The sequence below is a fragment of the Methylorubrum populi genome, from assembly GCF_002355515.1.
In the GTDB taxonomy this organism is placed as follows: Bacteria; Pseudomonadota; Alphaproteobacteria; order Rhizobiales; family Beijerinckiaceae; genus Methylobacterium; species Methylobacterium populi_A.
Map to the genome: position 1 here is coordinate 2,568,757 of NZ_AP014809.1, position 23,791 is coordinate 2,592,547.

A 23,791-nucleotide genomic window follows, 5' to 3' on the forward strand; every position below is an offset into this window, starting at 1 on the left:
AACCCGCGCGGCAAAGGCCGCCGCGGGTAACACGATCAGTTCTGGGTGGCGGGCTTCGTCACGTTGGCCGCACCCTTCTGGATGCCGTGCAGGAAGTCGACCGCGGCGATGAGCTGCTTGTCCTTAGCCGGGTCCGGCGGGATGTAGGCCGAGGAACCGCCGCGCTCCTCGGTGTCCTTCTGCTTGAGGTGGCCCTTCAGGCCGGCCTCGCCCTTGGTCTCGTCCTTGCCCTTCAGATCGTCGGGCACCTCCTGCAGCACCTCCTGATCCGGCTCGATGCCCTTCGCCTGGATCGAGCGGCCGGACGGCGTGTAGTAGCGCGCGGTGGTCAGGCGCAGGGCGCCCTGGCCGCCGAGCGGGATGATCGACTGCACCGAGCCCTTGCCGAAGGAACGCGTGCCCATGATGGTCGCGCGCTTGTGATCCTGCAGGGCGCCGGCCACGATCTCGGAGGCCGAGGCCGCGCCGCCGTTCACCAGCACGACGATGGGCTTGCCCTTGGCGAGATCCCCGGCCTTGGCCGAGAAGCGCTGCGTCTCGTCGGGGTTGCGGCCACGGGTCGAGACGATCTCGCCGCGGTCGAGGAAGGCATCGGAGACCATCACCGCCTGATCGAGCAGGCCGCCGGGATTGTTGCGCAGGTCGAGCACGTAGCCCTTGAGCTTGTCGCCGCCGATCTCGCTCTGGAGCTTGTCGATCGCGGTCTTGAGGCCGTCGTAGGTCTGCTCGTTGAACTGGGTCAGGCGAACGTAGCCGACATCGCCGCTCTCGACCTTCGAGCGGACGGGGCGGATCTTGATGATGTCGCGGGTCAGCGAGACGTCGATCGGATCCTTGGCCTCCTTGCGGGAGATCTTCAGCTTCACCGTGGAATTGACCGGACCGCGCATCTTGTCGACGGCCTGGTTCAGGGTCAGGCCCTGGACCTGATCCTCGTCGATCTGGGTGATGATGTCGTTGGCGAGCAGGCCGGCCTTCGAGGCGGGCGTGTCGTCGATCGGCGAGACGACCTTGATCAGGCCGTCCTCCATGGTGACCTCGATGCCGAGGCCGCCGAACTCACCCTTCGTCGTCGTCTGCATGTCGCGGAAGGCCTTCGCGTCCATGTAGCTCGAATGCGGGTCGAGCGAGGTCAGCATGCCGTTGACGGCCGCCTCGATCAGCTTCGACTCCTCGGGCTTCTCGACATAGTCGGTCCGCACCTTCTCGAACACGTCGCCGAACAGGCTCAGCTGCCGGTAGGTTTCCGCCGAGGCCGCGATGGCGCTCGTGCCGGAGAGGAGCTGGGTCTGGGTCGACAGGGCCGAGGCGCCGATGCCGAGGGCCGCGCCGAGCAACACGAGGGACACTTTGCGCATTATCCGCGAACCTTCTCGCTGGAACTTTTCGCCCACCACGGCTCCGGATCGATGGAGCCGCCGTCTTTCCTGAACTCGACGTACAGGACGGGATCACTGCGATCATCGTCCCTCTGTGACGCAGCCTGCGTCACATTCGGCGGCGTGCTTGCCGGGGTGCCGCTGCCCTCGCCCATCACGGCCACCGGTTCGCCCGCCAGCACGAACTGGCCGACCTCGACGTTGATCTGATCCATCCCCGCGAGCAACAGATAGTAGCCGTCGCCCGCATTGATGATCAAGAGTCGGCCGTAGGAGCGGAAGGGGCCGGCGAAGGAGACCCAGCCATCCGCGGGCGAGGACACAACCGCCTTCGGCCGCGCCCGCAACGAGATGCCGCGGGTGGTGCCGCCCTGGCCGTCGGGCTGGTTGAAGCCGCGCAGCAGCGCGCCGCTCACCGGCCTGGGCAGATCGCCGCGGGCCTCGGCGAACTTCACCTTCGGCGCGAGCCGCGCCGGGTCGCGGGCCCCGGCGGCGGCGAACTTCTCTTGGATCGCCCGCTGCTCCCGCTCAGCGGCGGCGCGGACCTCGTCGGCGGCCCGGCGGGCGCTCGACAGCTCGCCCTCCATCCGGTCCACCAGATCCTTGAGGGATTTTGCCTGGGCACCGAGCTCGGCGCTCTTCTGACGCTCGGCGGTGAGGCTTGATTCGACCTGCGCCTGCCGGCTGCGGCGGGCGGCGATGAGCGCATCGAGGCGCTGGCGCTCGGCGGCCCAGCCGGCGAGATCCTTTTTCAGCGCCTCGCGGTCGGCGGCGATGAGGCCGCGCACCCGCACCAGTTCCGTGAGGTCGCCGGCCAGCGTGTCCGCCTCGCCGCGCAGCTCCGGCACCACGGCGCCGAGCATCATCGAGGTGCGGATCGCTGCGAGCACGTCCTCGGGGCGCACCAGCACGGCCGGCGGCGGGCGCCGGCCCATCCGCTGGAGCGCGGCCAGGATCTCGGCGATGACCGCTCGGCGCGCCTCCAGCGACTTGCGGATCGCCGCGTCGCTGTCGGTGAGCGCCCGCAGGCGCTCCTCCAGCCGGTTCATCCGGTCCTCGGTGGCCTGGGCCTGCCGCCCGGCATCGAGCAGGGCGGCGCTGAGCTTGGTCCGGTCGGAGCCGATGGCGGCGATCTCGGCTTCGAGGGCGGTCCGGCTGCCGGCGCTGGCCGCCAGGGCCTCCTCGATCTGCCGGAGGCTCTGGGCGCGCCGGTCGCGCTCCTCCTGCGTGCGCCGCATCGTCTCGGGATCGGGCGGGGTCTGCGCGCGCACGGGCAGCGCGAGGCAGGCCAAGAGGCAGGCCAGCAGGCAGGCCAGCAGGCAGGCGGGGGCAGCCAGGATCGTCGCGGGCCTCGGGTTGGCGGTCACCGGCGGTCTCATGCCTCGGGATCGCCCCGGTGATAGGGGTGCCCGGCCAGGATGGTCAGAGCCCGGTAGACCTGCTCGAGGGCGAGCACGCGCACCAGACCGTGCGGCAGTGTCGCCGCTCCGAAGGCGAGAATATGGTCGGCCCGCGCGCGCACGCTCTCGTGAAGGCCGTCGGCCCCGCCGACGACGAGGACAAGGCTGCTCCGGCCCGCATCGCGCCAGTTCCCGATCTTGTCCGCGATCCGCTCGCTCGGCCAATCCGAACGACCGCGCTCGTCGCAGGCGATCACCGCCGCATCCGCCGGTACGAGGGCCAGAATCGCCGCCGCCTCCTCGGCGATGCGGTCGGCGGACCGGCGCGCGCGGGATTCTGGGATCTCGATGAGGTCGCAGGCCGTGACGCCGAGGCTCTTGCCGAGCGCGACCGCGCGCTCGCGGTAGCGGGCGGCGAGATCCCGCTCCGGCCCGTTCTTCAGGCGTCCGATGGCGACGACGAGCAGGCGCAAGGGGCGTGGACAGTTCCGCGGACGAGGTCTCGGCGCCCGATAGCACGATCGGGCCGGGGACCGGGAGCCGGCCCGCTCAAAAAAACGTGGCCGGCAACGGGTGGCGGCGCATCGAGCGCGCGATCCCGCAGGGGTGGCGACACGGCGGTGGCGACCTACCTGCCGCCCGCAACCGACGACCCTTGCCCGGACCCGGCCGCCCGCGCCGCCTCCGTCCGGGATCTCACGACAGGACGACCGATGCCCTCGCCCGCCCGCGCCGCGCCGCCGCGCCTCGACCGCAAGGCCGTGGGAGCCGTGGTGCTCGGCAATGCCCTCGAATTCTACGATTTCACGATCTACGCCTTCTTCGCCAAGTCGATCGGCGCGACCTTCTTCCCCTCGGACAGCCCGACCGACAGCCTGCTCGCCTCGCTCGCGCTGTTCGGGATCGGCTACGTGATGCGGCCCGTGGGCGGCGTGCTGATCGGCGCCTTCGCCGACCGGGCCGGGCGCAAGCCGGCCATGCTCATCACCATCGCGCTGATGGCCGTCGGCATGCTGATGCTCGCGGCCTGCCCCGGCACGGCGGTGATCGGCGGCTGGGCGCAGGTGATCGTCATCGCCGGGCGGCTGATCCAGGGGCTGGCGCTCGGCGGCGAGGTCGGACCCTCGACCGCCTACCTGATCGAGGCGGCCCCGGCCCGCCACCGCGGCTTCGTCGCGAGCTGGCAGATCGCGAGCCAGGGCTGCGCCGCCCTGTTCGCGGGCCTCTTCGCCACGGTGCTGACGCTGATCCTGGGGGATGCGGCCATGGCCGATTGGGGCTGGCGGCTGATGTTCGGCCTCGGCCTCCTCGTCGTGCCGGTCGGTCTCGTGATCCGCAGCCACCTGCCGGAGACGGCGGGGGAGGGGCACGACCCCGCGGCGGCCGACTCGACGGGCGCGGTGCTGAGCCGGCTGCTGCGCCGGCACGGGCGGATGCTCGGCCTGACCTTCCTCGTCATCGCCGCCTCCACCGTCTCGAACGCGGTGGGCACCAACATGCCGGTCTATGCCGGGGCGACGCTCGGCCTCTCGGAGATGGCGGCCAACGCCGTGCCGATCGCGCTGGGATTGGCCTCTGTGATCTTCCCGCTCCTCGGCGGCTGGCTCGCCGACCGGTTCGGGCGGCGTCCGGTGATGATCTGGCCCCGGGCGCTGATCCTCGTGCTCGCCGTGCCCGCCTTCCTGTGGATGCTGGGCAGCCCGAGCGCGCTCAGCGTCTACGCCGTGACCTTCCTGCTCTCGGCCCTGTCCTCGATCAACGCGGCGGCGGTCATCGTCGGCATCCCGGAGGCGTTGCCGCGGGCGGTGCGCAGCGCCGGGCTCTCCATCGTCTACGCCCTCTCGGTCTCGATCTTCGGCGGAAGCACCAACTACGTCGTGAACTGGCTCATCGCCGCCACCGGCGACCGGATGGCTCCGGCCTACTATCTCGCCGCCTTCAGCCTCGTCGGCACGCTCGCCGCCTTCCTGCTGCCGGAGACGCGCGGCCGCGACATCCATGTCGACACCGTGCGCGGCTGAGCCGGCCCGGCTCCGTCCGGAGCCGAGCGTCGTGACCTGCTCCGTCGTTCTCTGTCGTTCAGGACGATGGGCTCATCCCCGATCCGGCGGATCCCTTCGGGACGGCGGCTGCGGGCCCGGTCGGGGGCCGCACGAGCCGGCCGATCCAGTCTCCGCGTCGTTCAGGCGGACACCCTGCCCGCAATCACCATATCGTCGGGGCGGTGCGGAATAGATTCCGCTTCTGACGGATCGAATCGTCGCTCCGCGGCAGCCTATTGGAGATCTCTGTTCTTTCGATGAAATGGAATCTTAGGAGGTCTCGCACCTAGTGCATCTTCCTGGGAAGGATACACGCGAAACGTGTTGGCGGGTCGGCGTCCGGGTTTCGGTAAGATACGATGAAATTCATCCACGGGCGCAGAGAACTGTTGAGTGGGATTGTGCCGGGTTACACGGATCCGGAGGCCTGCACCCGTCAGCTTATGGAATTGAAGAAGCAGGTCCCGTCACTCTACGCGCTGCTCTCCGTCAATGCCTGCGCGCTCGCCTTCACCCATTACCCTTTTGCTCCGGCCTGGCTGACGGTCGGATTGCCCGGGCCGATGATCGCTCTGTGCGCGTTCCGCGCCGTGCACTGGTGGCGCATGCAGCCGCAGGACATCGCCGGTCCCGCAGCCCTGAAGCGAATGCGCGCAACGAGCCTGCTCACCGTCCTGTTCTCGGTCGTCTTCGTCGGCTGGGCGATGATGCTCAACGCATATGGCGGACCGTTCGAGCAGGGTCACGTCGCGATCTTCGTTGCGATCACCGTCATCGCCTGCATCTTCTGCCTGACGCATCTCCCGTTGGCGGCCTTCCTGGTGACCGTCATCGTCATGGGCGTGTTCCTGATCCACTGCTTCACCAGCGGGAACAGCGTCTTCATCGCGATCGCGCTCAACACGGCCTTCGTCACCGTGGTGATGGTGCGCATCCTCACCAACAACTTTCTGGCCTTTCTCCAGCTGGTCGCGTCCAAGGCCGAGGCGCAGCGGCTGAGCGAGGAGAACCAGCGTCTGGCCCATACCGACAGCCTGACCGGGCTGCCCAACCGGCGCTACTTCTTCCAGCGTCTCGATGCCTTGATCGCCGCTTCGGCCGGCAACGGTGCCGCCTTCGCCCTCGCCATCTTCGACCTCGACCGCTTCAAGCCGATCAACGACACCTTCGGCCATACCGCCGGGGACCGGGTGCTGGAGGAGACCGGGCGCCGGCTCGAGGCCTTCGCCGGCAGCGGCATGACGATCGCGCGCCTCGGCGGCGACGAGTTCGGCGTGCTGATCCACGCCGCTGCCCGACCGGACGAGGTGGCGGATCTCTGCGACCGGATCTGCGCGGCTTTGCGCGCGCCGATCTCGCTCGGTGACACGCAGGTCGTGCCGGGATGCTCGGGCGGCCTCGCGCTCTATCCGCAGGCCGGACGCGCTGCGGACGCGCTGTTCGACCGGGCCGACTACGCGCTCTACCATTCCAAGGAGCGGAAGCGGGGTTCCATGACGCTGTTCTCGCAGGAGCACGAGGACGCGATCCGGGATGCGCGCGCGGTTGAGACGGCGCTGCAGAGCGCGGATCTCGCCGCCGAGATGGAGATGCACTACCAGCCGATCCTCGACACGGTGACGGACCGCATCACCACGGTCGAGGCGCTGGCGCGCTGGACGAGCCCGAAGCTCGGGCGCGTGCCGCCCGACCGCTTCATCGCCGTGGCGGAGCGATGCGGCATGATCCACTCGGTGACGCTGCTTCTCCTGCGCAAGGCGCTCGCCGACGCCGCCCGGCTCCCGCCCGAGATCGGTCTGTCGTTCAACCTCTCCTCGCACGACCTCGCCTCGTCGGAGACCGTCATCGCCATCCTCGCGGCGGTGCGCCAGAGCGGGCTCGATCCCCGGCGGATCACCCTGGAACTGACGGAGACGGCGCTGATGCGCGACTTCGAGGGGGCGCAGCGCGCGATCACGCTGCTGCGTGCGCTCGGCATCAAGATCGCGCTGGACGATTTCGGAACCGGCTATTCGAGCCTCAACTACGTGCACCGCCTGCCGCTCGACCGGATCAAGATCGACCGCGGCTTCATGGCCGACGTCGAGTCCGATCTCGGCCGCAGCGTCGTGAGCACCATCCTCGACCTGTGCCAGAATCTCGGGCTGGACGGCATCGCCGAAGGAATCGAGACCATGGAGCAGTTGAACGCCGTGCGCCGCCACGGCTGCCGCTACGTGCAGGGCTACCTGATCGGCCTGCCGCAGCCGATCACCGAACTGCTCCAGCGCCTCGCGGCGATGACCGGGCCGGGCGAGCCGGCCGCCATCTGAGGGGGGAGCCGGGCGCGACGCGTCATCGCCGTCCCGTCATCCCCGCTCCGTCACCGCAATCCGTCCGGCCGCTCACCGGCGGCCCAGGCCAGCGCCTGCTCTAGGCGGTCGTTGCCCCAGAACAGCTCGCCATCCCCGGTGAGGAAGCTCGGCGCGCCGTAGATGCCGCGGGATCGGGCCTCCTCGCCCGCGACCTTCAGGCGGGACTTGTTGGCCTCGGAGGCGGCCGCCTTGAGGATCTGGGTGCCGTCGAGGCCGAGCGAATCGAGGATGCGCCCGACCGCCGCCGGTTCGGCGATGGAGCCGCCCTTGGCAAAGCTCGTCTCGAACACCGCCTTCGAGAACGGCACCAGCCAGTCCTGATCGGTGCCGTAGGTCGCCACGCGCACCGCGCTCAGGGAATTCTGCGGAAACGGGTTCGGGCGCGTCACCGGCGGCAGCCCGAACCGGGCGGCCTCGCGATCGAGGTCGCGCCACATGTTGCGGCCCTTGGCCGGGTAGAGGTTGAACGGAGAGTTGGTCCAGCCCTGCGTCGCGAAGATCGGTCCGAGCAGGAAGGGCCGCCAGCGCAGTTCCACGCCGGCTGCCTCGGCCAGCGCCTCGATGCGCATGGCCGAGAGGTAGGAATAGGTGGAGGCGAACTCGTACCAGAATTCCAGGGTCGCTCGCCGCGGCATTCGTCGGTTCTCCGGGTCGTCTCGTCCGCTCGTCTCGGTCGTCGTGCCGCCGGTTGCGCCCGTCCGGGGCACTCCGGGACGGGCCGGATCGGAAACGAGGCAACGGGCATGCCGCCCCGCCGGTTGCGCGCCGCGCGCCTCCGCTGTTAATCCGCCAGCACCCTGTTGCCCGAGCCCTACACCATGTCCGACGCCAGCCCGAACAAATCCGTCAAGAAGGTCGTTCTCGCCTATTCGGGCGGGCTCGACACCTCGATCATCCTGAAGTGGCTTCAGACCACCTACGGCTGCGAGGTCGTGACCTTCACCGCCGATCTCGGCCAGGGCGAGGAGTTGGAGCCGGCTCGCCGCAAGGCCGAGCTGCTCGGCATCAAGCCGGAAAACATCTTTATCGAAGACCTGCGCGAGGAATTCGTCCGCGACTACGTCTTCCCGATGTTCCGGGCCAACGCCGTCTACGAGGGCGTCTACCTGCTCGGCACCTCGATCGCCCGGCCGCTGATCGCCAAGAAGCAGATCGAGATCGCGGAAGCGGTCGGCGCCGATGCGGTCTGTCACGGCGCCACCGGCAAGGGCAACGATCAGGTCCGGTTCGAACTCGGCTACTACGCGCTCAAGCCCGACGTGACGGTGATCGCCCCCTGGCGCGAATGGGACCTGCGCTCCCGCGAGCAGCTCATCGCGTTTGCCGAGCAGCACCAGATCCCGATCGCCAAGGACAAGCGCGGCGAGAGCCCGTTCTCGGTCGACGCCAACCTCCTGCACGCCTCCTCCGAGGGCAAGGTGCTGGAGGATCCCGCCGTCGAGGTGCCGGATTACGTCTATTCGCGCACGGTGTCCCCGGAGGAGGCGCCGGATCAGCCGACCGTCATCACCATCGGCTTCGAGCGGGGCGACGCCGTCTCCATCGACGGCGAGCGCCTCTCGCCCGCGACCCTGCTGGCGCGGCTGAACGAACTCGGCCGCGCCAATGGCATCGGCCGGCTCGATCTCGTCGAGAACCGCTTCGTCGGCATGAAGAGCCGCGGCATGTACGAGACGCCCGGCGGCACCATCCTGCTGCCGGCCCACCGCGCCATCGAATCGATCACGCTGGATCGCGGCGCCGCCCACCTCAAGGACCAGCTGATGCCGCAATACGCGGAGCTGATCTATAACGGCTTCTGGTTCTCGCCGGAGCGCGAGATGCTCCAGGCGCTGATCGACAAGAGCCAGGAGAAGGTGACCGGCGAGGTGCGGCTCAAGCTCTACAAGGGCGGCGTCCACGTCATCGGCCGGACGAGCCCGCACTCGCTCTACGATCAGGACCTCGTCACCTTCGAGGAGGGCGCCGTCGCCTACGACCACCGCGACGCGGCCGGCTTCATCAAGCTCAACGCCCTGCGGCTGCGCACGCTGGCGCAGCGCAAGAAGCGCGAGGGCTGAGCCCCGCGCCTCAGCGATCCCCCAGGAAGGCGGGATCGTTCGAGACGAGCAGCACGCGCAGGTCGGAATCCGGGGCGTAGTCCCGGGCTTCCCAGACGAAGGTGGTCGGACCCGTCTTGCGCACGCCCTGTCGGCAGAAGCTGACCAGAGCGTCGGCCCGGCCCTTGTCCACCGTCAGGGTGAAGCGACCGATGCGACCGGCCCAGTTCCGGGCCGTTGTGACGATGTAGGGCACCTCGAAGGCGCGGGTGTAGCCCTCCGGCCTCGCCGCGGCGAGGCGCCGGATCCCGGCCAAGCCGGCATCGTCGAGGCAGTAGCGCGCCCGGAACTCGCGCGTCGCGGCCTCCTTGGGCGAGAGGAACCAGTTGCCGGCCACAGGCGCGTAGCTGTGCGAAATGCGCAGTTCCGCGCCCGCCGGAAAGACCTGCTCCCAATGGAACTTGGCCTCGCTGCGCCACTGCGCGCCGGCGTCCGGCGTCGCGTCGGACAGCAGACCGGCGCCGTGCAGGGCCTGGAGGTCGGCGGGCGAGAGCCGCTTGAGCGCCGTCTCCAGTTCCTCACGCCGCAGGGGGTTGAGCGGGAGACCGTGCCGTTTGAGGCGCTCCGTCACTTCCTGCGTGCCGTGGAAGGCGCGCTCCTCCAGGGCCGGTTCGATGGTCTTGCCGTCGGCCTTGACCGTGAAGCCGACGAAGTTGGCGCTCCCCCGGACCGGCAGCGAGAGCGCGCTGAACGAAAGCTCGGCTCCGTCGATCGGAGGAAGCGGGAAGGCGAGGCGCAGGGTGCGCGGTGCCTGCGAGCGGTTGCGGAACGCGTAATCGACGTCGATGCGGTCGATGGCGATGCGAAGATCCTCGCTCGCCAGTTCGATCTCGGTATCGCGCACCAGAACGAGGCCGCCCGCGTCGAGAGTTGCCGCGCTGTCGTTTGCCCGTGCCGGTGAGGCTGACAAAGCCAGCGCCAGGAGGAGGGCGCCCGGCCCCGTTCCCGCAGACCATCCTCGCCTCATCCGACCGCTCCCCTTCGGAACCGCTGCATGGCGCTGCCGCTGTTAGGCGGCAGCGATTCGCAAAGAGGTATCGCGCGCCGTCAGGCCGGCTCCCAGCCGATCGTGCCCTCGGGCTGCCGGAAGAGCCCCGGCCCGAGATCACCGTAGCGCAGAAAAATCTGCATCGCCGGCTGCATCTCGCGGTGCAGGCGCTCCAGGCGGTTCTCCTGCTCGTCCGTCAGAATGGCCCGGCCGTCGGCGTCCTTCTCGGGCGGCTCGCCGAGATGGACCGCCATCTCCACCGTGAACCACGTCATGTGGCCGTAGGGCCGCTTCGGATCGACGCCCGGCACGTCGTACGCGTCGTCCCATTCGAGGCTGAGCCGCGGCAGCAGCCGCAGGTGCTCGTCGGTCACCTCGAAGGTGATGTGCTCGGGCGTCTCGCCGGTAGCCTCGTCGCGGAACACGTCGAAGACATCGGACGTATCGAGCTTGGCCAGCGGGTTGTGATACTGGTAGCGACCGGGCTTCAGCACGGCGTTCTGCAGGAACACGCAGAGCGCGTCGCCCATCGCCCGGTGCTCCTCGTCCGCGCCCTCGTCGTCGCCGGTGACGTTGAAGATGTCGCCATCGCGGTCGGTGCTGCCGTAGGGTGCGTCTGGATGAATCATCGGCGCGCCGGCCTCCGCGCCGTTCCAGGCTACGACCATCCGCCGGATCAGCGCGATGCGCTCCAGCGTCAGGTCGAAGGTGTCCGTCTCGCTCATGTCGCCGGTCTGCCTCTCGCGCCCTGCGGGGCGGTTGAAGCCCCCGTCGCGACGCTCAGTGGCCCAGCGTCCGCGCGGGTGCAAGCCGTGGAGCGATTCTATGTAAGGCCGCGGCTCGAAGCCGCTTGAACGGCTTCGCGGCGCGAAAAGCGTCGCGCGAAGCGGGCTTTTCAGGACGTTAGGCCTGAAAGCATCGAGCGGAGCGAAGGCTTAAGCCCGCGGAGGCGGGCGCCGGCGATTGAGGCCAGCAAAAACAGGGCGATTGCTTTCAGGCGATCGCCCTGGACGGATCAGGCCGCCGGCTTCACGCTCTCGCGGGCGAGGAGGGCGTCGACCGCCTCGGGCAGGGCGTCGAAATGATCGATGATCCAGTCGGGCGCGAGGTCGCGCATCGGCACGGGGGTGTAGCCGAAGGTCACGCCGACGACCGGGATGCCGGCGGCCTTTGCCGCGGCGACGTCGGCCTTGGAATCGCCGACCATCACGCAGCTTTGCGGATCACCGCCGGCGCGCTCGACCGTCAGAGTGATGTGGCGCGGATCGGGTTTCGAGAAGGCGAAGGTGTCCTTGCCGACGATCGTGTGGAAGCGCTGCCCGATGCCCAGCGCTTCGAGCAGGGCCACCGCGTGCGATTCGACCTTGTTGGTGCAGATCGCGAGGCGGAAGCCCGCCGCCTCCAGCCGGTCGAGCGCCTCGACCACGCCGGGAAAAAGATACGAATTGTCGGTGAGATGGTCGCCGTAATAGGCGAGGAAGTCGTGAAACAGCGTTTCCAGCCGCTCCGGCGTCAGGCTCGCGCCGGCGACGGTGAAGCCGCGCTGGATCAGGGCGCGCGCGCCCGCGCCGAGCAGGTCGCGGGCCTGTTCGAGGGGAAGCGGCGCGTGCCCCTCGCGGGCGAGGATGACGTTGAGGGTGCCGATCAGGTCGCCCGCGGTCTCGGCGAGGGTGCCGTCGAGATCGAACACGACGATCGGGGAGCTGTTCACGGTCATCGGCGTCCCGGTGCGTTCCATTGTCAAGCTGGCTAGCGGTCGTCTTCCCTACGATCAACCCTGGCGGTTGATGGCCGGTTAGCGCGGACACTCAGTGTTGCCTCTCTGCCCAAGCTCCGCCACGGAACGGGTGCTTGATCGCGCCGCCTTCGATTCGTCGCTCAACGCCCCGCAACAGATACGATGTCCCGCACCATGTGTTCCTTGTCCCGGACCCTTCGGCCTCGCCTTCCGCGTCTGTCGCCCCGCCTGCTCGTCGCGGCCCTGGTTCTCCTGCCGGTGGCCGCCGAGGCTGCCGGTCCCTACGAGTTCGTGGCCGCGCCCGCGGTCGATCTGAACCGGATCTACCGGATCGACCGCGCCAACGGCGAGGTCACCTCCTGCCAGTACGGCCTGCGCGACGACAGCGTCGGCGTCACCCTGTGCTTCGCCGCCGGCGAGGGGGCCGGCCCGCAGACGCCGGGCGAGTACGGCCTGATCGCCTCGCGCCACGCCCGCGAGTCGGGGATCTACCGGGTCAACTACCGCACCGGGGAAACCAGCGCCTGCTACGTGCAGATCCGCCAGGAACTCGTGGTCTGCACCGAGCAGGCCGTCCCGCCGCCCGCCGGCACCGCAAGCGGCGCCGGTGCCGCCGCGACCGGTCCGGCCCCCGGCCGCGCCGGTCCGAGCGCCACGCCGCCGCAGGGCACGCGGCCCTGACGGCGGCGGGGAGCCCGGCGGCCCGCGGCGAGTGGCGGCAAGCGGCGGCGGCAAGACGGACGGGCCCGTCGCGCGGCCCGATCGTGCTTCCGCCGCCCGGCTTTCGCGTCGGCGGGGAGGCGTGCTAGGGCCTGCCTCCCGACCCGCCCCAGATTCGACGGTGCGATGCAGCCGATGAATTCGATTCCCGAGATCGTGTCGTGAGCGCGCCGGACCTGAAGCGGGCGGCGGCTGAGCGCGCGATCCCCCTGGTCGAGGACGGAATGCGCCTCGGCATCGGCACGGGCAGCACGGCGGCGGCCTTCATCGCCCTGCTGGGCGAGCGCGTGCGCGCGGGACTCACCGTCACCGGAGTGCCGACCTCTGAGGCCACCCGCATCGCCTGCGAGCGCGAGGGCATCCCGCTCGCGACGCTGGAAGAGCTGCCCGAACTCGATCTCACCATCGACGGCGCCGACGAGGTCGACGGGAACCTGCGCCTGATCAAGGGCGGCGGCGCCGCCCTGCTGCGCGAAAAGATCGTCGCGGTGGCGAGCCGCCGCATGGTGGTGATCGCCGACGCCTCGAAGCGGGTCGAGACTCTGGGCGCCTTCCCGCTGCCGGTCGAGGTGAACCTGTTCGGCATCGGGGCCACCACCCGCGCCGTCGAGGCGGCGGTGGCGGGCGCCGGCTGCGCGGGCGAGGTCATGCGCCGCCTCGACGCGTCCGGTGCGCCCGTCCTGACGGACGGCGGCCACGCCATCCTCGACCTGCGGCTCGGCCGCATCCCCGATCCGGAGGCGCTGTCCGCCCGGCTCTGGGCGGTGCCGGGCGTGGTCGAACACGGCCTTTTCCTTGGCATAGCCGACGCCGCCATCCTCGCCGAGGCCCAGGGCGACACGGCCGTGGTCAGCGTTCTCGGCCGCCTCTGACCTTCGGCCGCACTCTTTTCCCTCTTCGGAGCTTCTCCCGCATGGTTCTCCGTCTCGCTGCCCTGAGCGGCCCCTTCCTCGCGGCCCTGGTGTCGCAGGCCGTGCTCGTGCCGGTGGCGCACGCGCAGCAGCCGGCGGCCAAGCCCCCGGCCGCGTCTCCGAAGCCGACTGCGAAGCCCGGCGCCACCCCGCCGCCCGCGCCCGCGCCGGAGCCGGACGTCAGCCCCTCCCATCTCGCGCTCGCCCGGGAGGTGATGCTGAGTTCCGGCATCGCCCGCTCCTTCGATTCGATCATCCCGACCATGGCCGATCAGATCCGCAAGAACGCGGTGACCCGGCCCGATCTCGCCAAGGATCTGGACGAGGTGCTCAAGAGCCTTGATCCCGAGATGGAGCTGCAGAAGCAGCGGCTGATCAACATCGCCGCGCGCATCTACGCCAAGCGCCTGACCGAGGCCGAGCTGAAGGATATCGTCGCCTTCTTCCGCTCGCCCGCGGGCAAGCGCTACGTCGAGACCCAGCCGCAGATCCTCGACGACATGGTCGGCGCCATGCAGGACTGGACCCAGGAGGTCTCGGAATACGTCATGGTCCGCACCCGCGCCGAGATGGGCAAGCGCGGCCACCAGCTCCAGTGATCGCCGGCACCGCCGCGGCGCCGCGCCTCTACGCGGCCGGCGCCGTCGCCCTGGCGCTGGTGGCGCCGATGATGGCGGTGGCCAACCGGTCGAGCCCGCTCGTCGTCGGCGTGGCCGCCCTGCTGTTCCTCGCCGGCGCCGTCGCCGAGCACGGCGGACGCGCCGCCTCGCTGCTGATCGGGCCGCTGCGCTCGCCCCTCGGTCTGGCCGCGCTCGCCTTCCTCGGCTGGTGTCTCGTCTCGCTGGCCTGGACTCCGTTTCCCGGCCTGTGGGGACGGGTCCTGTCCGAATTCCTGCCGACGCTCGCCGCTGCGGCGATTCTCGCCCGGCTCGCGCCGGCCCGGCTGCCGCCTTGGGCGCTGCCCCTCGGGGCCGGCCTGCTCGCCGCCGCCTGCCTCTACATCGTGGCAAGCCTCGCCCTCGGGCTCGCGCCGCAGGCCTGGCTCGGCCAGCGCGTCGCCTTGTTCATGTTCAACCGCCCGCTGCTGACGCTGCTGCTGCTCGCCGGACCGCTGACCGCTTTCCTCGCCCTGCGCGGCCAGCGCCTCGCGGCCGGGGCGCTCGTCGCTGTTGCGGCCCTGGCGATCCTGCGCTCGATCAGCGGCGCGGCCCTCCTCGGGCTGCTCGCGGGCGGCGTGATGTTCGCGGTCGGGCGCTTGGCGTCCCGCCCGGTGGCCCTGACGCTGGCGGCGCTGACCCTCGCCCTCGCCTTCGCCCTGGCGCCGGTCGAAGGCGACATCCTCCATCGGCTGATGCCGGAGGCGGCGCATGAGCGGCTGACGCAGAGCTCGTCGCGGGCGCGGGTTGCCATCGCCCAGAGCTTCGGCGCCGCGGTGGCCCAGGCGCCGTGGATCGGATCCGGCTACGGCATGGGGCTGCGCTTCGCCGAGGTCCCGGCGGCGCAGGCGCTCGAACCGGAGATGCGGGCGATGCTGGCCGTCGGCCACCCGCACAACAGCTTCCTGCAGATCTGGTCCGAGCTCGGCCTCGTCGGCGCGGCGCTGGCCGCTCTCGTCGCCTTCCTGGCGCTGCGCGCGGCGGCGGCCCTGCCGCGGCTCCTGTTCGCCGCGGCACTCGGATTGCTGGGCGCGGCGGTGGCGGTGATGTTCGTCGAGCACGGCGCGTGGCAGGGGTGGTGGACGGCGGGCTGCGGGGCGGCCATCACATGGCTGCGGGCGGCGGCGTGCGCGCGGCCCGCATACGAAAGCGTATGAGCGAGACCGAGATGAGCGAGTCCAAGATGGTCGAGTCTTGCGACGTCGACCTGTTCGTGATCGGCGGCGGCTCAGGGGGCGTGCGGGCGGCCCGCATCGCCGCCGGCCACGGCGCGAAAGTGATGCTGGCGGAGGAGTACCGCGTCGGGGGCACCTGCGTGATCCGCGGCTGCGTGCCGAAGAAGCTGATGGTCTATGCCGGCCGTTTCACCGACGAGTTCGAGGACGCCGCCGGCTTCGGCTGGCGCCTGGAGAAGCCGCGCTTCGACTGGGCCGCGCTGAAGCGTTCCCGCGACGCGGAAGTCGCGCGGCTGGAGGCGATCTACGGCCGCAACCTCGCCGGCGCCGGCGTCGAGGTCGTGGCCGACCGCGCGGTGATCGAGGATCCGCACACGGTCCGCCTCGTCGGCGCGGACCGCACCGTCCGGGCCCGCTTCATCCTGATCGCCACCGGCGCGACGCCGGTGCGCGAGCCGCTGATCCCCGGGGCGGACCTCGCCATCGACTCGAACGGCGTGTTCGAGCTGGAGCAGCAGCCCGAGCGCATCCTCGTGGTCGGCGGCGGCTACATCGCCGTGGAATTCGCCGGCGTCTTCGCCGGCCTCGGCTCGAAGACCACGCTGCTCCATCGCGGGAAGAGCCTGCTGCGCGGCTTCGATCCCGAGATCGCGGCGGCGCTCGGCGAGGCTTACGCCAAGCGCATGGATCTGCGCCTGGAGCAGACCGTCGAGCGCCTGGAACGCGACGGGACGGCGATCCGCGCGACCTTGAGCGGCGGCGAGAGCCTGACCGTCGATTGCGTGCTGGTCGCGACCGGCCGGCGCCCCAACGTGGCCGGCCTCGGGCTGGAGCGGGTCGGCATCGATCTCGACGCCCGCGGCGCGATCCCCGTCGAGGCGGATTCCCGCACCAAGGTGCCGTCGATCTACGCGGTGGGCGACGTGAACGGCCGCGCGGCACTCACCCCCGTGGCGATCCGCGAGGGCCACGCCTTCGCCGACACGGTGTTCGGCCGCAAGCCCTGGTGCGTCGATCACCGCCTGATCGCCACCGCCGTGTTCTCGACGCCGGAGATCGGCGTGATCGGCCACAACGAGGACGTGGCGCGCCGCTGCTACGAGGCGATCGACGTCTACAAGGCGAGCTTCCGCCCGATGAAGGCGACGCTCTCGGGACGCGACGAGCGGGTGATCATGAAGGTGCTGGTGGACCGCGCCAGCGACCGGGTGGTCGGCGTCCACGTGCTCGGGCCGGATGCCGGCGAAATCATCCAGGCCGTCGGCATCGCCGTCACCATGGGCGCGACCAAGGCCGATTTCGACCGCACCATCGCCGTGCACCCGACGCTGGGCGAGGAACTGGTCACCATGCGCACGCCGTTCGTGGTGAAGCATCCCGTCGGGGTGGGGTAGCCGCGTGGGAGTCGCCGCACATGTGATAGCGAGTTTATCGATTTATAGCTGTTTTTTGCTATAAATACATAAGGTCGCTCAATATAGATGTGGTGCGCAATCCTTTTGCGCCCGGGGCTGGCACGCCGCCCCCCGAATTGGCCGGACGTGCGGATCTGATCCAAGAGGGCACGATTGCCATCCAGCGCATGGCCGCCGGGCGACCGACCCAGAGCATCATCATGGTCGGTCTCCGCGGTGTCGGGAAAACCGTTCTGCTGAACCGGTTCGAGGAGGTGGCCACCGAGAGCGGGTGCAAAGCGTCGCTCGTCGAGGCGCATGAGGGGAAGGGCCTGCCCGAACTCATGGCGCCGCATCTGCGATCGATCCTTTACAGCCTCTGCCACGTTCAGAACGCGAAGGACCTGGCCCGGAGGGGACTTCGCGGTCTCAAGGGATTTCTGAACGGACTGCGCATCAACATCAGCGATATCGACTTCGGACTGAGCATTGATGCCGAGGAGGAACTCGCCGATAGCGGAAACATCGAAGCCGACTTCCCTGATCTGATCGTCGCCGTTGCCCAGGCAGCGAAGGCCGCTTCGAAGCCGGTCGCCCTCTTGATCGATGAGTTGCAATACCTCTCGGAAGAGGAATTCAGCGCCCTGATCATGGGCGTTCACAAAGTCAATCAGAAGAATCTTCCTCTGATTGTCATCGGTGCAGGCCTGCCGCAGATCCGTGCCCTGGCCGGAAATTCGAAATCCTACGCCGAACGGCTGTTTCGTTTCCCGGATATCGGTGCGTTGAAGACCTTGGATGCTGTCGAAGCCATCCAGGAGCCGGCCAAGAGCGAGGGAGCGCGTTTCGAGGATCGCGCAATCACCCACATCCTCGAAATCACGGAGCGCTATCCTTACTTCTTGCAGCAATGGGGATACGTCGCCTGGCATATATCTGAAACAAACGTCATCACGGAAGAGACGGCAAGGCGCGCTGATGCTCTGGCGATCGCTGAATTGGACAAAAGCTTCTTCCAAATGCGGTTCGACCGCTGCACGCCATCTGAGAAACGCTACATGCGCGCCTTAGCCGAGTTCGGGGCAGGCAAGCAGAGGTCCGGCGAGATTGCGGATTTGCTCGGCGTCAAGGTTCAGTCCGTCGCGCCGACCAGAAGCGCCTTGATCAAGAAGGGAATGATCTATTCCCCCGCTCACGGGGATACCGAATTTACAGTGCCTCTCTTCGACCAGTACATGCGGAGGGCGATCCCGAATTTCGATACGGGTCACGCCTGAGCGGCCTACTCCGCCGCCGGCAGGCTCAGCGACAGCAGCCGCGCGGTGCGCGACCGGCTGCCGTTGCTCGGATCGGCGCCGGGCTCGAAGGCGCGGCGGCCGTCGTCGAGGGCGCCGTTCACCGCGTCGATGGCGAGGATCAGCGCGCTGATCATCCGCGAATCGATGCTGCGCTCGCGGGCTTGGCGCACTACGTCGGCGATCAGCGCGTCGGTCTCGCGGGTGAGCGCGTCGAGGGCGGCCGCCGACTGCGCCTCGCGGGCCTCGGCCAGGATGTCGAGCAGGCGGTCGAGGATGACGTCGATGCGCTCGCGCCGCTTGCGCGCGAGGCGCTGGCCGAGCCACGCGATGCCGGAGCCCACCGTGCCGCCGAAGAAGGCGAACAGGTAGATCCAGTCCTCGTAGCGGTCGAGGAAGGTCTGCTGCTCGCGCTCGAAATAGTCGACGGCGCCGGGATGGTTGGGAAGCTGCGCGCTGGTGGCCGTCACGGTGGTGTCGTAGTCCGGCGGCTTCATCTGCTGGGCGATCGGGGCGGCGGCGGCGAGGCGCGAGCGCCACTCGAACAGGTGCTGCACCACCGAGGCCACGGCGACGCGGCTCACGGCGCCGCGGGCCATCAGCCGGTAGGACACGCCCACCGTCTCGACATCCTCCTCCGGGCGCTTCGGCCGGCCGCCGAAGGTGCCCGCCGACAGGGTGACCGGCTGGAGTGCCGGCACGCGCTGCACGATCGCCTTGCCGTCGGGCACGCTGACGAAGGTGACCTTGCGCTCCGGCGAGGCCGCCTCGACCGCCCGCAGCATGGCCTGCGCCGGCTTGGCGGTGGGGGAGGCGATGATCGCCACCGCATCGACACGCTTCGATTCCAGCGCCTGGGTGATTTCGTTCGCCTTGATCGGCACGAGACCGATGCGGCCGGCCGCGAGGGGATCGCTGCCGAGCGCCTCGGCCTCCGGGGCCGCCTTGAAGTCGTAGAAGTCGAGCAGGCTCGTCAGCACCGGCAGGTCGGCCTCGTGGCGCGTGACGACGCCGAGGCGTCGGGTCGAGAGGTCCGAGAAGCTTTCGATCTCGTTGGCCTCGAGCGCGGCGATGATCAGCGCCTCGTCGTGCAGGATGGCGAGCGTCAGGCCGTTATCCGGCAGCTTGACGTCGGGCCGCACCACGGCAAGGTCGGCCCGGCCCCGCTCCAGCGCGGCGGCGCTGTCGCGCACGTCGTCGAAGGGCAGAACCTGGAGCCGCACATCTTCGTGATTGCGGTTCAAGGCCCGGGCATAGGTCTCGATCAGCCCCGCCTCGACGCCGTCGCGCGGGCCCACCGCCACGGTGAGCAGCGTGGGGCGGGAGAAGTACACAACGAGGCCGGCCACGGCCGCGAACCCGAGGGCCAGCAGCACGTAGAGCCATTCGCGCCTCATGAGCCGGGCCACCAAGCGGCGGCGGAGCCCTCGAAATCGCGTGCGATCCATCCAAGATTCATGAATCGAAAACCTGTCCGGATCGTGAAGAACGAATGATCGCGCGAACCGTTTCAACCCGACGCGAAGCAAGGCCCGAGCCGCCGGTCACCGCCGCGTGGCTGGAACGGGTGACGACCCATTACCTCGACCGCTACGGCGCCTCCTCCGAGATGCTGCGCCGCGTGCTCGTTCGCCGCATCGAGCGCCGCTGCCGCTCCCGCGACGAGGATCCGGGCGCGCATGCCGGGCTGATCGAGGAAACCGTGACTCGCGCGCAGCGGGCCGGACTGGTCGACGACGCACGCTTCGCCGCCGCTCGGCTGCGGGGCCTGAGACGGCGCGGCACCTCGACCCGTCAGGCGCAAGCGCGGCTCGCCGCCAAGGGGATCGACGCGGAGACGATCGCAGCGACCCTCGCCGGCGAGCGGGAGGAGGCGGAAGGGGCCGAGGCGGGCGAGCCCGACACCGAGGAGCGGGCGGCCCGGGCCTATGCCCGCCGCCGCCGCCTCGGCCCCTATCGCCGGCCGGGCACCCGCGAGGCCAACCGCGAGCGCGACCTTGCCGCCATGGCGCGCGCAGGCTTTTCCTACGCGCTGGCCAAGAACGTGATCGGCGGCGAGGCGGAGGAGGACGGAGTAACCTTCGGGGAAGAGTGAGGGCGTCCCCCTCGACATGCCCGCCCACCGCTCCACGTCGGAGGCCATGCGGAGCCTTTCCGCCCAAGACGACGAGGACGACGTACATGACCGACCGCCACGCGAGCGCCCATTGGGAAGGCGACGGCAAGACCGGCAAGGGCAAGATCACGACGCAGTCCGGCGTGCTCTCGGACAATCCCTACGGTTTCAACACCCGCTTCGAGAACGAGCCGGGCACCAACCCGGAGGAGCTGATCGCGGCGGCGCATGCCGGCTGCTTCACCATGGCGCTGGCCTTCCAGCTCCAGTCGGCCGGCCTCAAGGCGACCTCGCTCGACACCAAGGCCGTCGTCACGCTGGTGCAGGACGGCGACGGCTTCAAGGTTACGAAGTCGGCCCTCACCCTCAAGGCGGTGATCCCCGGCATCGATCAAGCGAAGTTCGACGAGCTCGCCGGCAATGCCGAGAAGGGCTGCCCGATCTCGAAGCTGCTCAACGCCGAGATCACCCTCGACAAGACGCTCGTCCAGGGCTGATGCCTGCCGCGCCCTCCCGTTCCAGGGCGGGAGGGCACTTTTCCGGTGCGCGGGCCAACGCGCCGCATTGATCCGCCGACCGGTCTGTTCATCTTCCGTTCGATGGACGACAAGCTCGCGCGCAAGCTGCGCATCCTCGCGGATGCCGCCAAATACGACGCCTCCTGCGCCTCCTCCGGTGCGCCCAAGCGCAAGGCGGGGGCGGACGGGCTCGGCTCGACGACGGGCGCCGGCATCTGCCACGCCTACACGCCGGACGGGCGCTGCGTCTCCCTGCTCAAGATCCTGCTGACCAATTACTGCCTGTTCGACTGCGCCTATTGCGTGAACCGCCGTTCCTCGAACGTCGCCCGCGCGCGCTTCTCGGTCGAGGAGGTCGTGACGCTCACGGTCGAGTTCTACAAGCGCAACTATATCGAGGGGCTGTTTCTCTCGTCCGGCATCATCCGCTCGCCCGACTACACGATGGAGATGCTGACCCGCGTCGCCAAGAAGCTCCGGCGCGATCACGGCTTTCGCGGCTACATCCACCTCAAGTCGATCCCCGAGGCGAGCCCCTGGCTGATCGAGGAGGCGGGGCTCTACGCCGACCGGCTCTCGATCAACCTCGAACTGCCCACCGAGGCGAGCCTCAACCGTCTCGCGCCGGAGAAGGACGGCGCGGCGATCGAAGGGGCGATGGGCCAGATCGGCGAGCGCATCGTCCAGGCCAAGGAGGAGCGCCGCCGCTTCTCGCCCGCCGGGCAATCGACACAGGTCATCGTCGGGGCGGACGCCACCACCGACGAGGCGATGATCCGGAAATCCGCGCTGCTCTACGGCACCTACGGGCTCAAGCGCGTCTACTACTCGGCCTTCAGCCCGATCCCCGACGCCTCCTCGGCCCTGCCGCCGCAGGCGCCGCCGCTCCGGCGCGAGCACCGTCTGTATCAGGCGGACTGGCTGATCCGGTACTACGAGTTCTCCCCCGACGACGTGGCCGGGGCGGCCGATGACGGAATGCTCGCCCTCGACATCGACCCGAAGCTCGCCTGGGCGCTGAAGAACCGCCACCGCTTCCCCGTGGACGTGAACCGCGCCGACCGGGAGATGCTGCTGCGGGTGCCGGGGCTCGGGGCGCGGGCGGTCGATGCCATCATCAAGGCCCGCCGCCACGGGCGCCTGCGCCTCGACGACGTGGCCCGGCTGACCTCGGGGCTGAAGCGCGCCCGGCCGTTCCTGATCGCCGAGGATTTCAGGCCGACGACGCTCACCGACCGGCTGGATCTGCGGGTGAAACTCGCCGAGCCGGCCGAGCAGTTGAGCCTGTTCTGATGGATGAGGCGCCGCACTCGCTTCTCCCTCCCCCCTCTGCGAGGGAGGGTGGGCCTCGCGTCAGCGAGGGTCGGGAGAGGCGCGCGCCGGTTCCGGAGAGTTCGGAGCCGGCCCCTCTTCCGCCTGCTCCGCAGGCACCCTCCCCCGCAAAGGGGGGAGGGCATGTCGGCGGCGGCATCCACGTCGTTCCCCTCGCGCCCGGTGCGGACCTCGCCGGTTTCCGCGCGGCGGCCCGCCGCCTGATCGCGGCGGACGTCGCTCCGGAAAACATCGTCTGGCAGACCGAGGCCCCGAGCCTGTTCGGCGCCGACAGTGCCACCGCGGACGGTCCGCCGCTCCCGCTCCCCCGCGCGGTGGCCGAACTGATCCCGATGGTGGTGCCGCATCGCGATCCCGAGCGCTACGGCCTGCTCTACGCGCTGCTCTGGCGGGTCGCCCACGGCGAGCGGGCCCTGATGGAGATCGCGAGCGATCCGCTCGTCCATCGTCTCCATCGGATGCGGAAAGCCATCGGCCGCGACCTGCACAAGATGCACGCCTTCCTGCGCTTCCGCCGGTTGCCGGGAGAGGGACGGGAGCGCTTCGCGGCGTGGTTCGAGCCCGACCATCACATCCTGGAGGCGGCGGCTCCGTTCTTCGTCGATCGCTTCCGCGCGCTGACGTGGTCGATCCTGACGCCGGAGGGCTCGGCGCACTGGGACGGCGCGCTCACCTTCGGCCCGCCCGGCCGCCGCGAGGACGTGCCGGACGGCGACGGCTTCGAGGCCGGCTGGCGCGACTATTACGAGAGCACCTTCAACCCGGCCCGGCTCAACCTCGACGCCATGCGCGCCGAGATGCCCCGCAAGTACTGGCGGAACATGCCCGAGACGGCGGCGATTCCCGCCCTGGTGCGGGCCGCGAGCGCCCGCGCGCAGGCGATGATCGAGAGGGAGCCGACCATGCCGGTGAAGCGCGACCCCGTCCGCGCCGTCGCGAAGATGCGCCAAGACGAGCCGGATTCGCTCGAGGCCCTGAACGCGATCATCGCCCGCTCCGAGCCGCTGGTGCCCGGCGCGACGCAGGCCGTGCTCGGCGAGGGGCCGGTCGGTGCGCGGATCGCCTTCGTCGGCGAGCAGCCGGGCGACCAGGAGGACCGCCAGGGCCGGCCCTTCGTCGGGCCGGCGGGCCAGCTTCTCTCCCGCGCGCTGGAGGAGGCGGGGATCGACCGGCGCGAGGCCTACCTGACCAATGCGGTCAAGCACTTCAAGTTCACGCAACGCGGCAAGCGCCGCATCCACGAGAAGCCGACGGCGGGTGAGGTCAGCCATTACCGTTGGTGGCTCGACAAGGAACTCGACTTCGTCGCGCCGAAGCTCGTCGTCGCGCTCGGCGCCACCGCGGTGCTGGCGCTGACGGGCAAGCAGATCCCGATCACCCGCGCCCGCGGCCCCGCCGAGTTCGACCGGCCGTTCGAGGGCTTCATCACGGTCCACCCCTCCTACCTGCTGCGCCTGCCCGACGAGGCGGCAAAGGCGGCGGCCTATCAGGCCTTCGTCGAGGATCTGCGGCGGGCGCAGGCCATGGCGGCGTGAGGTCGGACGCCCGTTACGCCCTGCGAAACGATCAATTGAAAGCAACCCCGAACTTCGTCGATCGAGGCTGAAACAAAACCCTCCATCCTGTGGATATCTAGGCAGCGCGCTCAAGCATCCGGCGCCCGCTCGAAGAAGA

At 69.7% G+C, this 23,791-nt stretch carries 21 protein-coding genes; 13 read left to right on the plus strand and 8 right to left on the minus strand.

The genetic code is table 11. The features are described 5' to 3' along the window. Positions 1-35: 35 nt before the first annotated feature. Genes MPPM_RS11830 through rlmH form a run of 3 tightly spaced genes read right to left on the minus strand, consistent with a single transcriptional unit; the run spans position 36 to position 3,252 of the window. Positions 36-1,358 carry a S41 family peptidase gene (locus tag MPPM_RS11830; RefSeq protein ID WP_096485235.1) on the minus strand — a complete coding sequence of 441 codons (1,323 nt, stop codon included), beginning with the start codon at positions 1,356-1,358 and terminating at the stop codon, positions 36-38. Further along, entirely contained in the window at positions 1,358-2,758 is a 1,401-nt protein-coding gene (locus MPPM_RS11835) for a murein hydrolase activator EnvC family protein (RefSeq protein WP_096485236.1), read from the minus strand. The genes MPPM_RS11830 and MPPM_RS11835 overlap by 1 nt, the downstream gene beginning before the upstream one ends. Continuing rightward, positions 2,755-3,252 carry a 23S rRNA (pseudouridine(1915)-N(3))-methyltransferase RlmH gene (gene rlmH, locus MPPM_RS11840; RefSeq protein WP_096485237.1) on the minus strand — a complete coding sequence of 166 codons (498 nt, stop codon included), beginning with the start codon at positions 3,250-3,252 and terminating at the stop codon, positions 2,755-2,757. Before rlmH ends, MPPM_RS11835 begins: the two co-directional genes overlap by 4 nt. Positions 3,253-3,492: 240 nt before the next feature. Here rlmH and MPPM_RS11845 point away from each other — a divergent pair, with 240 nt between their 5' ends. Both MPPM_RS11845 and MPPM_RS11850 read left to right on the plus strand, forming a co-directional pair. After that, entirely contained in the window at positions 3,493-4,800 is a 1,308-nt protein-coding gene (locus MPPM_RS11845; protein WP_096485238.1) for an MFS transporter, read from the plus strand. A gap of 380 nt (positions 4,801-5,180) precedes the next feature. Then, positions 5,181-7,133: a putative bifunctional diguanylate cyclase/phosphodiesterase gene (locus MPPM_RS11850; protein WP_096485239.1), complete on the plus strand. Its 1,953-nt coding sequence runs from the start codon at positions 5,181-5,183 to the stop codon at positions 7,131-7,133. Positions 7,134-7,183: 50 nt separating this feature from the next. Here MPPM_RS11850 and MPPM_RS11855 read toward each other — a convergent pair whose 3' ends face one another. Beyond that, on the minus strand, positions 7,184-7,810 hold the full coding sequence (locus tag MPPM_RS11855) for a 2-hydroxychromene-2-carboxylate isomerase (RefSeq protein WP_096485240.1): 627 nt from the start codon (positions 7,808-7,810) through the stop codon (positions 7,184-7,186). 183 nt (positions 7,811-7,993) lie between these two features. Between MPPM_RS11855 and MPPM_RS11860 the strand changes: the two genes are divergently transcribed. Next, positions 7,994-9,235 carry an argininosuccinate synthase gene (locus MPPM_RS11860; protein WP_096485241.1) on the plus strand — a complete coding sequence of 414 codons (1,242 nt, stop codon included), beginning with the start codon at positions 7,994-7,996 and terminating at the stop codon, positions 9,233-9,235. A gap of 10 nt (positions 9,236-9,245) precedes the next feature. Here MPPM_RS11860 and MPPM_RS11865 read toward each other — a convergent pair whose 3' ends face one another. From MPPM_RS11865 to gph, 3 genes are all read right to left on the minus strand, one after another. Beyond that, on the minus strand, positions 9,246-10,241 hold the full coding sequence (locus MPPM_RS11865; protein ID WP_096485242.1) for a DUF4424 family protein: 996 nt from the start codon (positions 10,239-10,241) through the stop codon (positions 9,246-9,248). Positions 10,242-10,321: 80 nt separating this feature from the next. After that, complete coding sequence (locus tag MPPM_RS11870) at positions 10,322-10,987, minus strand: hypothetical protein (RefSeq protein ID WP_096485243.1); 666 nt, start codon at positions 10,985-10,987, stop codon at positions 10,322-10,324. A 290-nt stretch (positions 10,988-11,277) separates the two neighbouring features. Continuing rightward, the gene (gph, locus tag MPPM_RS11875) at positions 11,278-11,979 is read right to left on the minus strand and encodes a phosphoglycolate phosphatase (protein ID WP_096487817.1); all 702 of its coding nucleotides are present in this window, start codon (positions 11,977-11,979) and stop codon (positions 11,278-11,280) included. A gap of 183 nt (positions 11,980-12,162) precedes the next feature. On the opposite strand from gph, the gene MPPM_RS11880 reads away from it, so the two are divergent. From MPPM_RS11880 to MPPM_RS11905, 6 genes are all read left to right on the plus strand, one after another. Continuing rightward, positions 12,163-12,681 carry a hypothetical protein gene (locus MPPM_RS11880; protein ID WP_432419848.1) on the plus strand — a complete coding sequence of 173 codons (519 nt, stop codon included), beginning with the start codon at positions 12,163-12,165 and terminating at the stop codon, positions 12,679-12,681. A gap of 200 nt (positions 12,682-12,881) precedes the next feature. After that, positions 12,882-13,592, plus strand: coding sequence for a ribose-5-phosphate isomerase RpiA (gene rpiA / locus MPPM_RS11885; protein ID WP_096485245.1), 711 nt, complete (start codon positions 12,882-12,884; stop codon positions 13,590-13,592). Between the two features lie 41 nt (positions 13,593-13,633). After that, positions 13,634-14,230, plus strand: a complete 597-nt coding sequence (locus MPPM_RS11890) for a DUF2059 domain-containing protein (protein ID WP_096485246.1) — start codon at positions 13,634-13,636, stop codon at positions 14,228-14,230. 68 nt (positions 14,231-14,298) lie between these two features. Beyond that, complete coding sequence (locus tag MPPM_RS11895; protein WP_096487818.1) at positions 14,299-15,444, plus strand: O-antigen ligase family protein; 1,146 nt, start codon at positions 14,299-14,301, stop codon at positions 15,442-15,444. A gap of 11 nt (positions 15,445-15,455) precedes the next feature. Next, positions 15,456-16,856: a glutathione-disulfide reductase gene (gorA, locus tag MPPM_RS11900; protein ID WP_096487819.1), complete on the plus strand. Its 1,401-nt coding sequence runs from the start codon at positions 15,456-15,458 to the stop codon at positions 16,854-16,856. A 92-nt stretch (positions 16,857-16,948) separates the two neighbouring features. Next, positions 16,949-18,133, plus strand: a complete 1,185-nt coding sequence (locus MPPM_RS11905; protein ID WP_244573544.1) for an ATP-binding protein — start codon at positions 16,949-16,951, stop codon at positions 18,131-18,133. Positions 18,134-18,138: 5 nt separating this feature from the next. Here MPPM_RS11905 and MPPM_RS11910 read toward each other — a convergent pair whose 3' ends face one another. Next, positions 18,139-19,548, minus strand: coding sequence for a TAXI family TRAP transporter solute-binding subunit (locus tag MPPM_RS11910; RefSeq protein ID WP_096487820.1), 1,410 nt, complete (start codon positions 19,546-19,548; stop codon positions 18,139-18,141). A gap of 95 nt (positions 19,549-19,643) precedes the next feature. Here MPPM_RS11910 and MPPM_RS11915 point away from each other — a divergent pair, with 95 nt between their 5' ends. The 4 genes from MPPM_RS11915 (at position 19,644) to MPPM_RS11930 (ending at position 23,652) form a co-directional block, all read left to right on the plus strand. Then, complete coding sequence (locus tag MPPM_RS11915) at positions 19,644-20,246, plus strand: RecX family transcriptional regulator (RefSeq protein WP_432419849.1); 603 nt, start codon at positions 19,644-19,646, stop codon at positions 20,244-20,246. Between the two features lie 86 nt (positions 20,247-20,332). Then, a complete protein-coding gene (locus tag MPPM_RS11920) occupies positions 20,333-20,764 on the plus strand; it encodes an OsmC family protein (protein WP_096485248.1) in 432 nt (143 codons plus the stop codon). 102 nt (positions 20,765-20,866) lie between these two features. Then, complete coding sequence (locus MPPM_RS11925) at positions 20,867-22,078, plus strand: putative DNA modification/repair radical SAM protein (RefSeq protein ID WP_096487822.1); 1,212 nt, start codon at positions 20,867-20,869, stop codon at positions 22,076-22,078. Further along, entirely contained in the window at positions 22,078-23,652 is a 1,575-nt protein-coding gene (locus MPPM_RS11930; RefSeq protein ID WP_244573545.1) for a UdgX family uracil-DNA binding protein, read from the plus strand. Before MPPM_RS11925 ends, MPPM_RS11930 begins: the two co-directional genes overlap by 1 nt. Positions 23,653-23,791: the final 139 nt, after the last annotated feature.

Bases quoted from the DNA above. Each gene is read 5' to 3' on its own strand.
- MPPM_RS11830 (WP_096485235.1), bottom strand. From the start codon at position 1,358: ATGCGCAAAGTGTCCCTCGTGTTGCTCGGCGCGGCCCTCGGCATCGGC.
- MPPM_RS11835 (WP_096485236.1), bottom strand. From the start codon at position 2,758: ATGAGACCGCCGGTGACCGCCAACCCGAGGCCCGCGACGATCCTGGCT.
- MPPM_RS11845 (WP_096485238.1), top strand. From the start codon at position 3,493: ATGCCCTCGCCCGCCCGCGCCGCGCCGCCGCGCCTCGACCGCAAGGCC.
- MPPM_RS11850 (WP_096485239.1), top strand. From the start codon at position 5,181: ATGAAATTCATCCACGGGCGCAGAGAACTGTTGAGTGGGATTGTGCCG.
- MPPM_RS11855 (WP_096485240.1), bottom strand. From the start codon at position 7,810: ATGCCGCGGCGAGCGACCCTGGAATTCTGGTACGAGTTCGCCTCCACC.
- MPPM_RS11860 (WP_096485241.1), top strand. From the start codon at position 7,994: ATGTCCGACGCCAGCCCGAACAAATCCGTCAAGAAGGTCGTTCTCGCC.
- MPPM_RS11865 (WP_096485242.1), bottom strand. From the start codon at position 10,241: ATGAGGCGAGGATGGTCTGCGGGAACGGGGCCGGGCGCCCTCCTCCTG.
- MPPM_RS11870 (WP_096485243.1), bottom strand. From the start codon at position 10,987: ATGAGCGAGACGGACACCTTCGACCTGACGCTGGAGCGCATCGCGCTG.
- gph (WP_096487817.1), bottom strand. From the start codon at position 11,979: ATGACCGTGAACAGCTCCCCGATCGTCGTGTTCGATCTCGACGGCACC.
- MPPM_RS11880 (WP_432419848.1), top strand. From the start codon at position 12,163: ATGTCCCGCACCATGTGTTCCTTGTCCCGGACCCTTCGGCCTCGCCTT.
- MPPM_RS11890 (WP_096485246.1), top strand. From the start codon at position 13,634: ATGGTTCTCCGTCTCGCTGCCCTGAGCGGCCCCTTCCTCGCGGCCCTG.
- MPPM_RS11895 (WP_096487818.1), top strand. From the start codon at position 14,299: ATGATGGCGGTGGCCAACCGGTCGAGCCCGCTCGTCGTCGGCGTGGCC.
- gorA (WP_096487819.1), top strand. From the start codon at position 15,456: ATGAGCGAGTCCAAGATGGTCGAGTCTTGCGACGTCGACCTGTTCGTG.
- MPPM_RS11910 (WP_096487820.1), bottom strand. From the start codon at position 19,548: ATGAGGCGCGAATGGCTCTACGTGCTGCTGGCCCTCGGGTTCGCGGCC.
- MPPM_RS11915 (WP_432419849.1), top strand. From the start codon at position 19,644: ATGATCGCGCGAACCGTTTCAACCCGACGCGAAGCAAGGCCCGAGCCG.
- MPPM_RS11920 (WP_096485248.1), top strand. From the start codon at position 20,333: ATGACCGACCGCCACGCGAGCGCCCATTGGGAAGGCGACGGCAAGACC.
- MPPM_RS11925 (WP_096487822.1), top strand. From the start codon at position 20,867: ATGGACGACAAGCTCGCGCGCAAGCTGCGCATCCTCGCGGATGCCGCC.
- MPPM_RS11930 (WP_244573545.1), top strand. From the start codon at position 22,078: ATGGATGAGGCGCCGCACTCGCTTCTCCCTCCCCCCTCTGCGAGGGAG.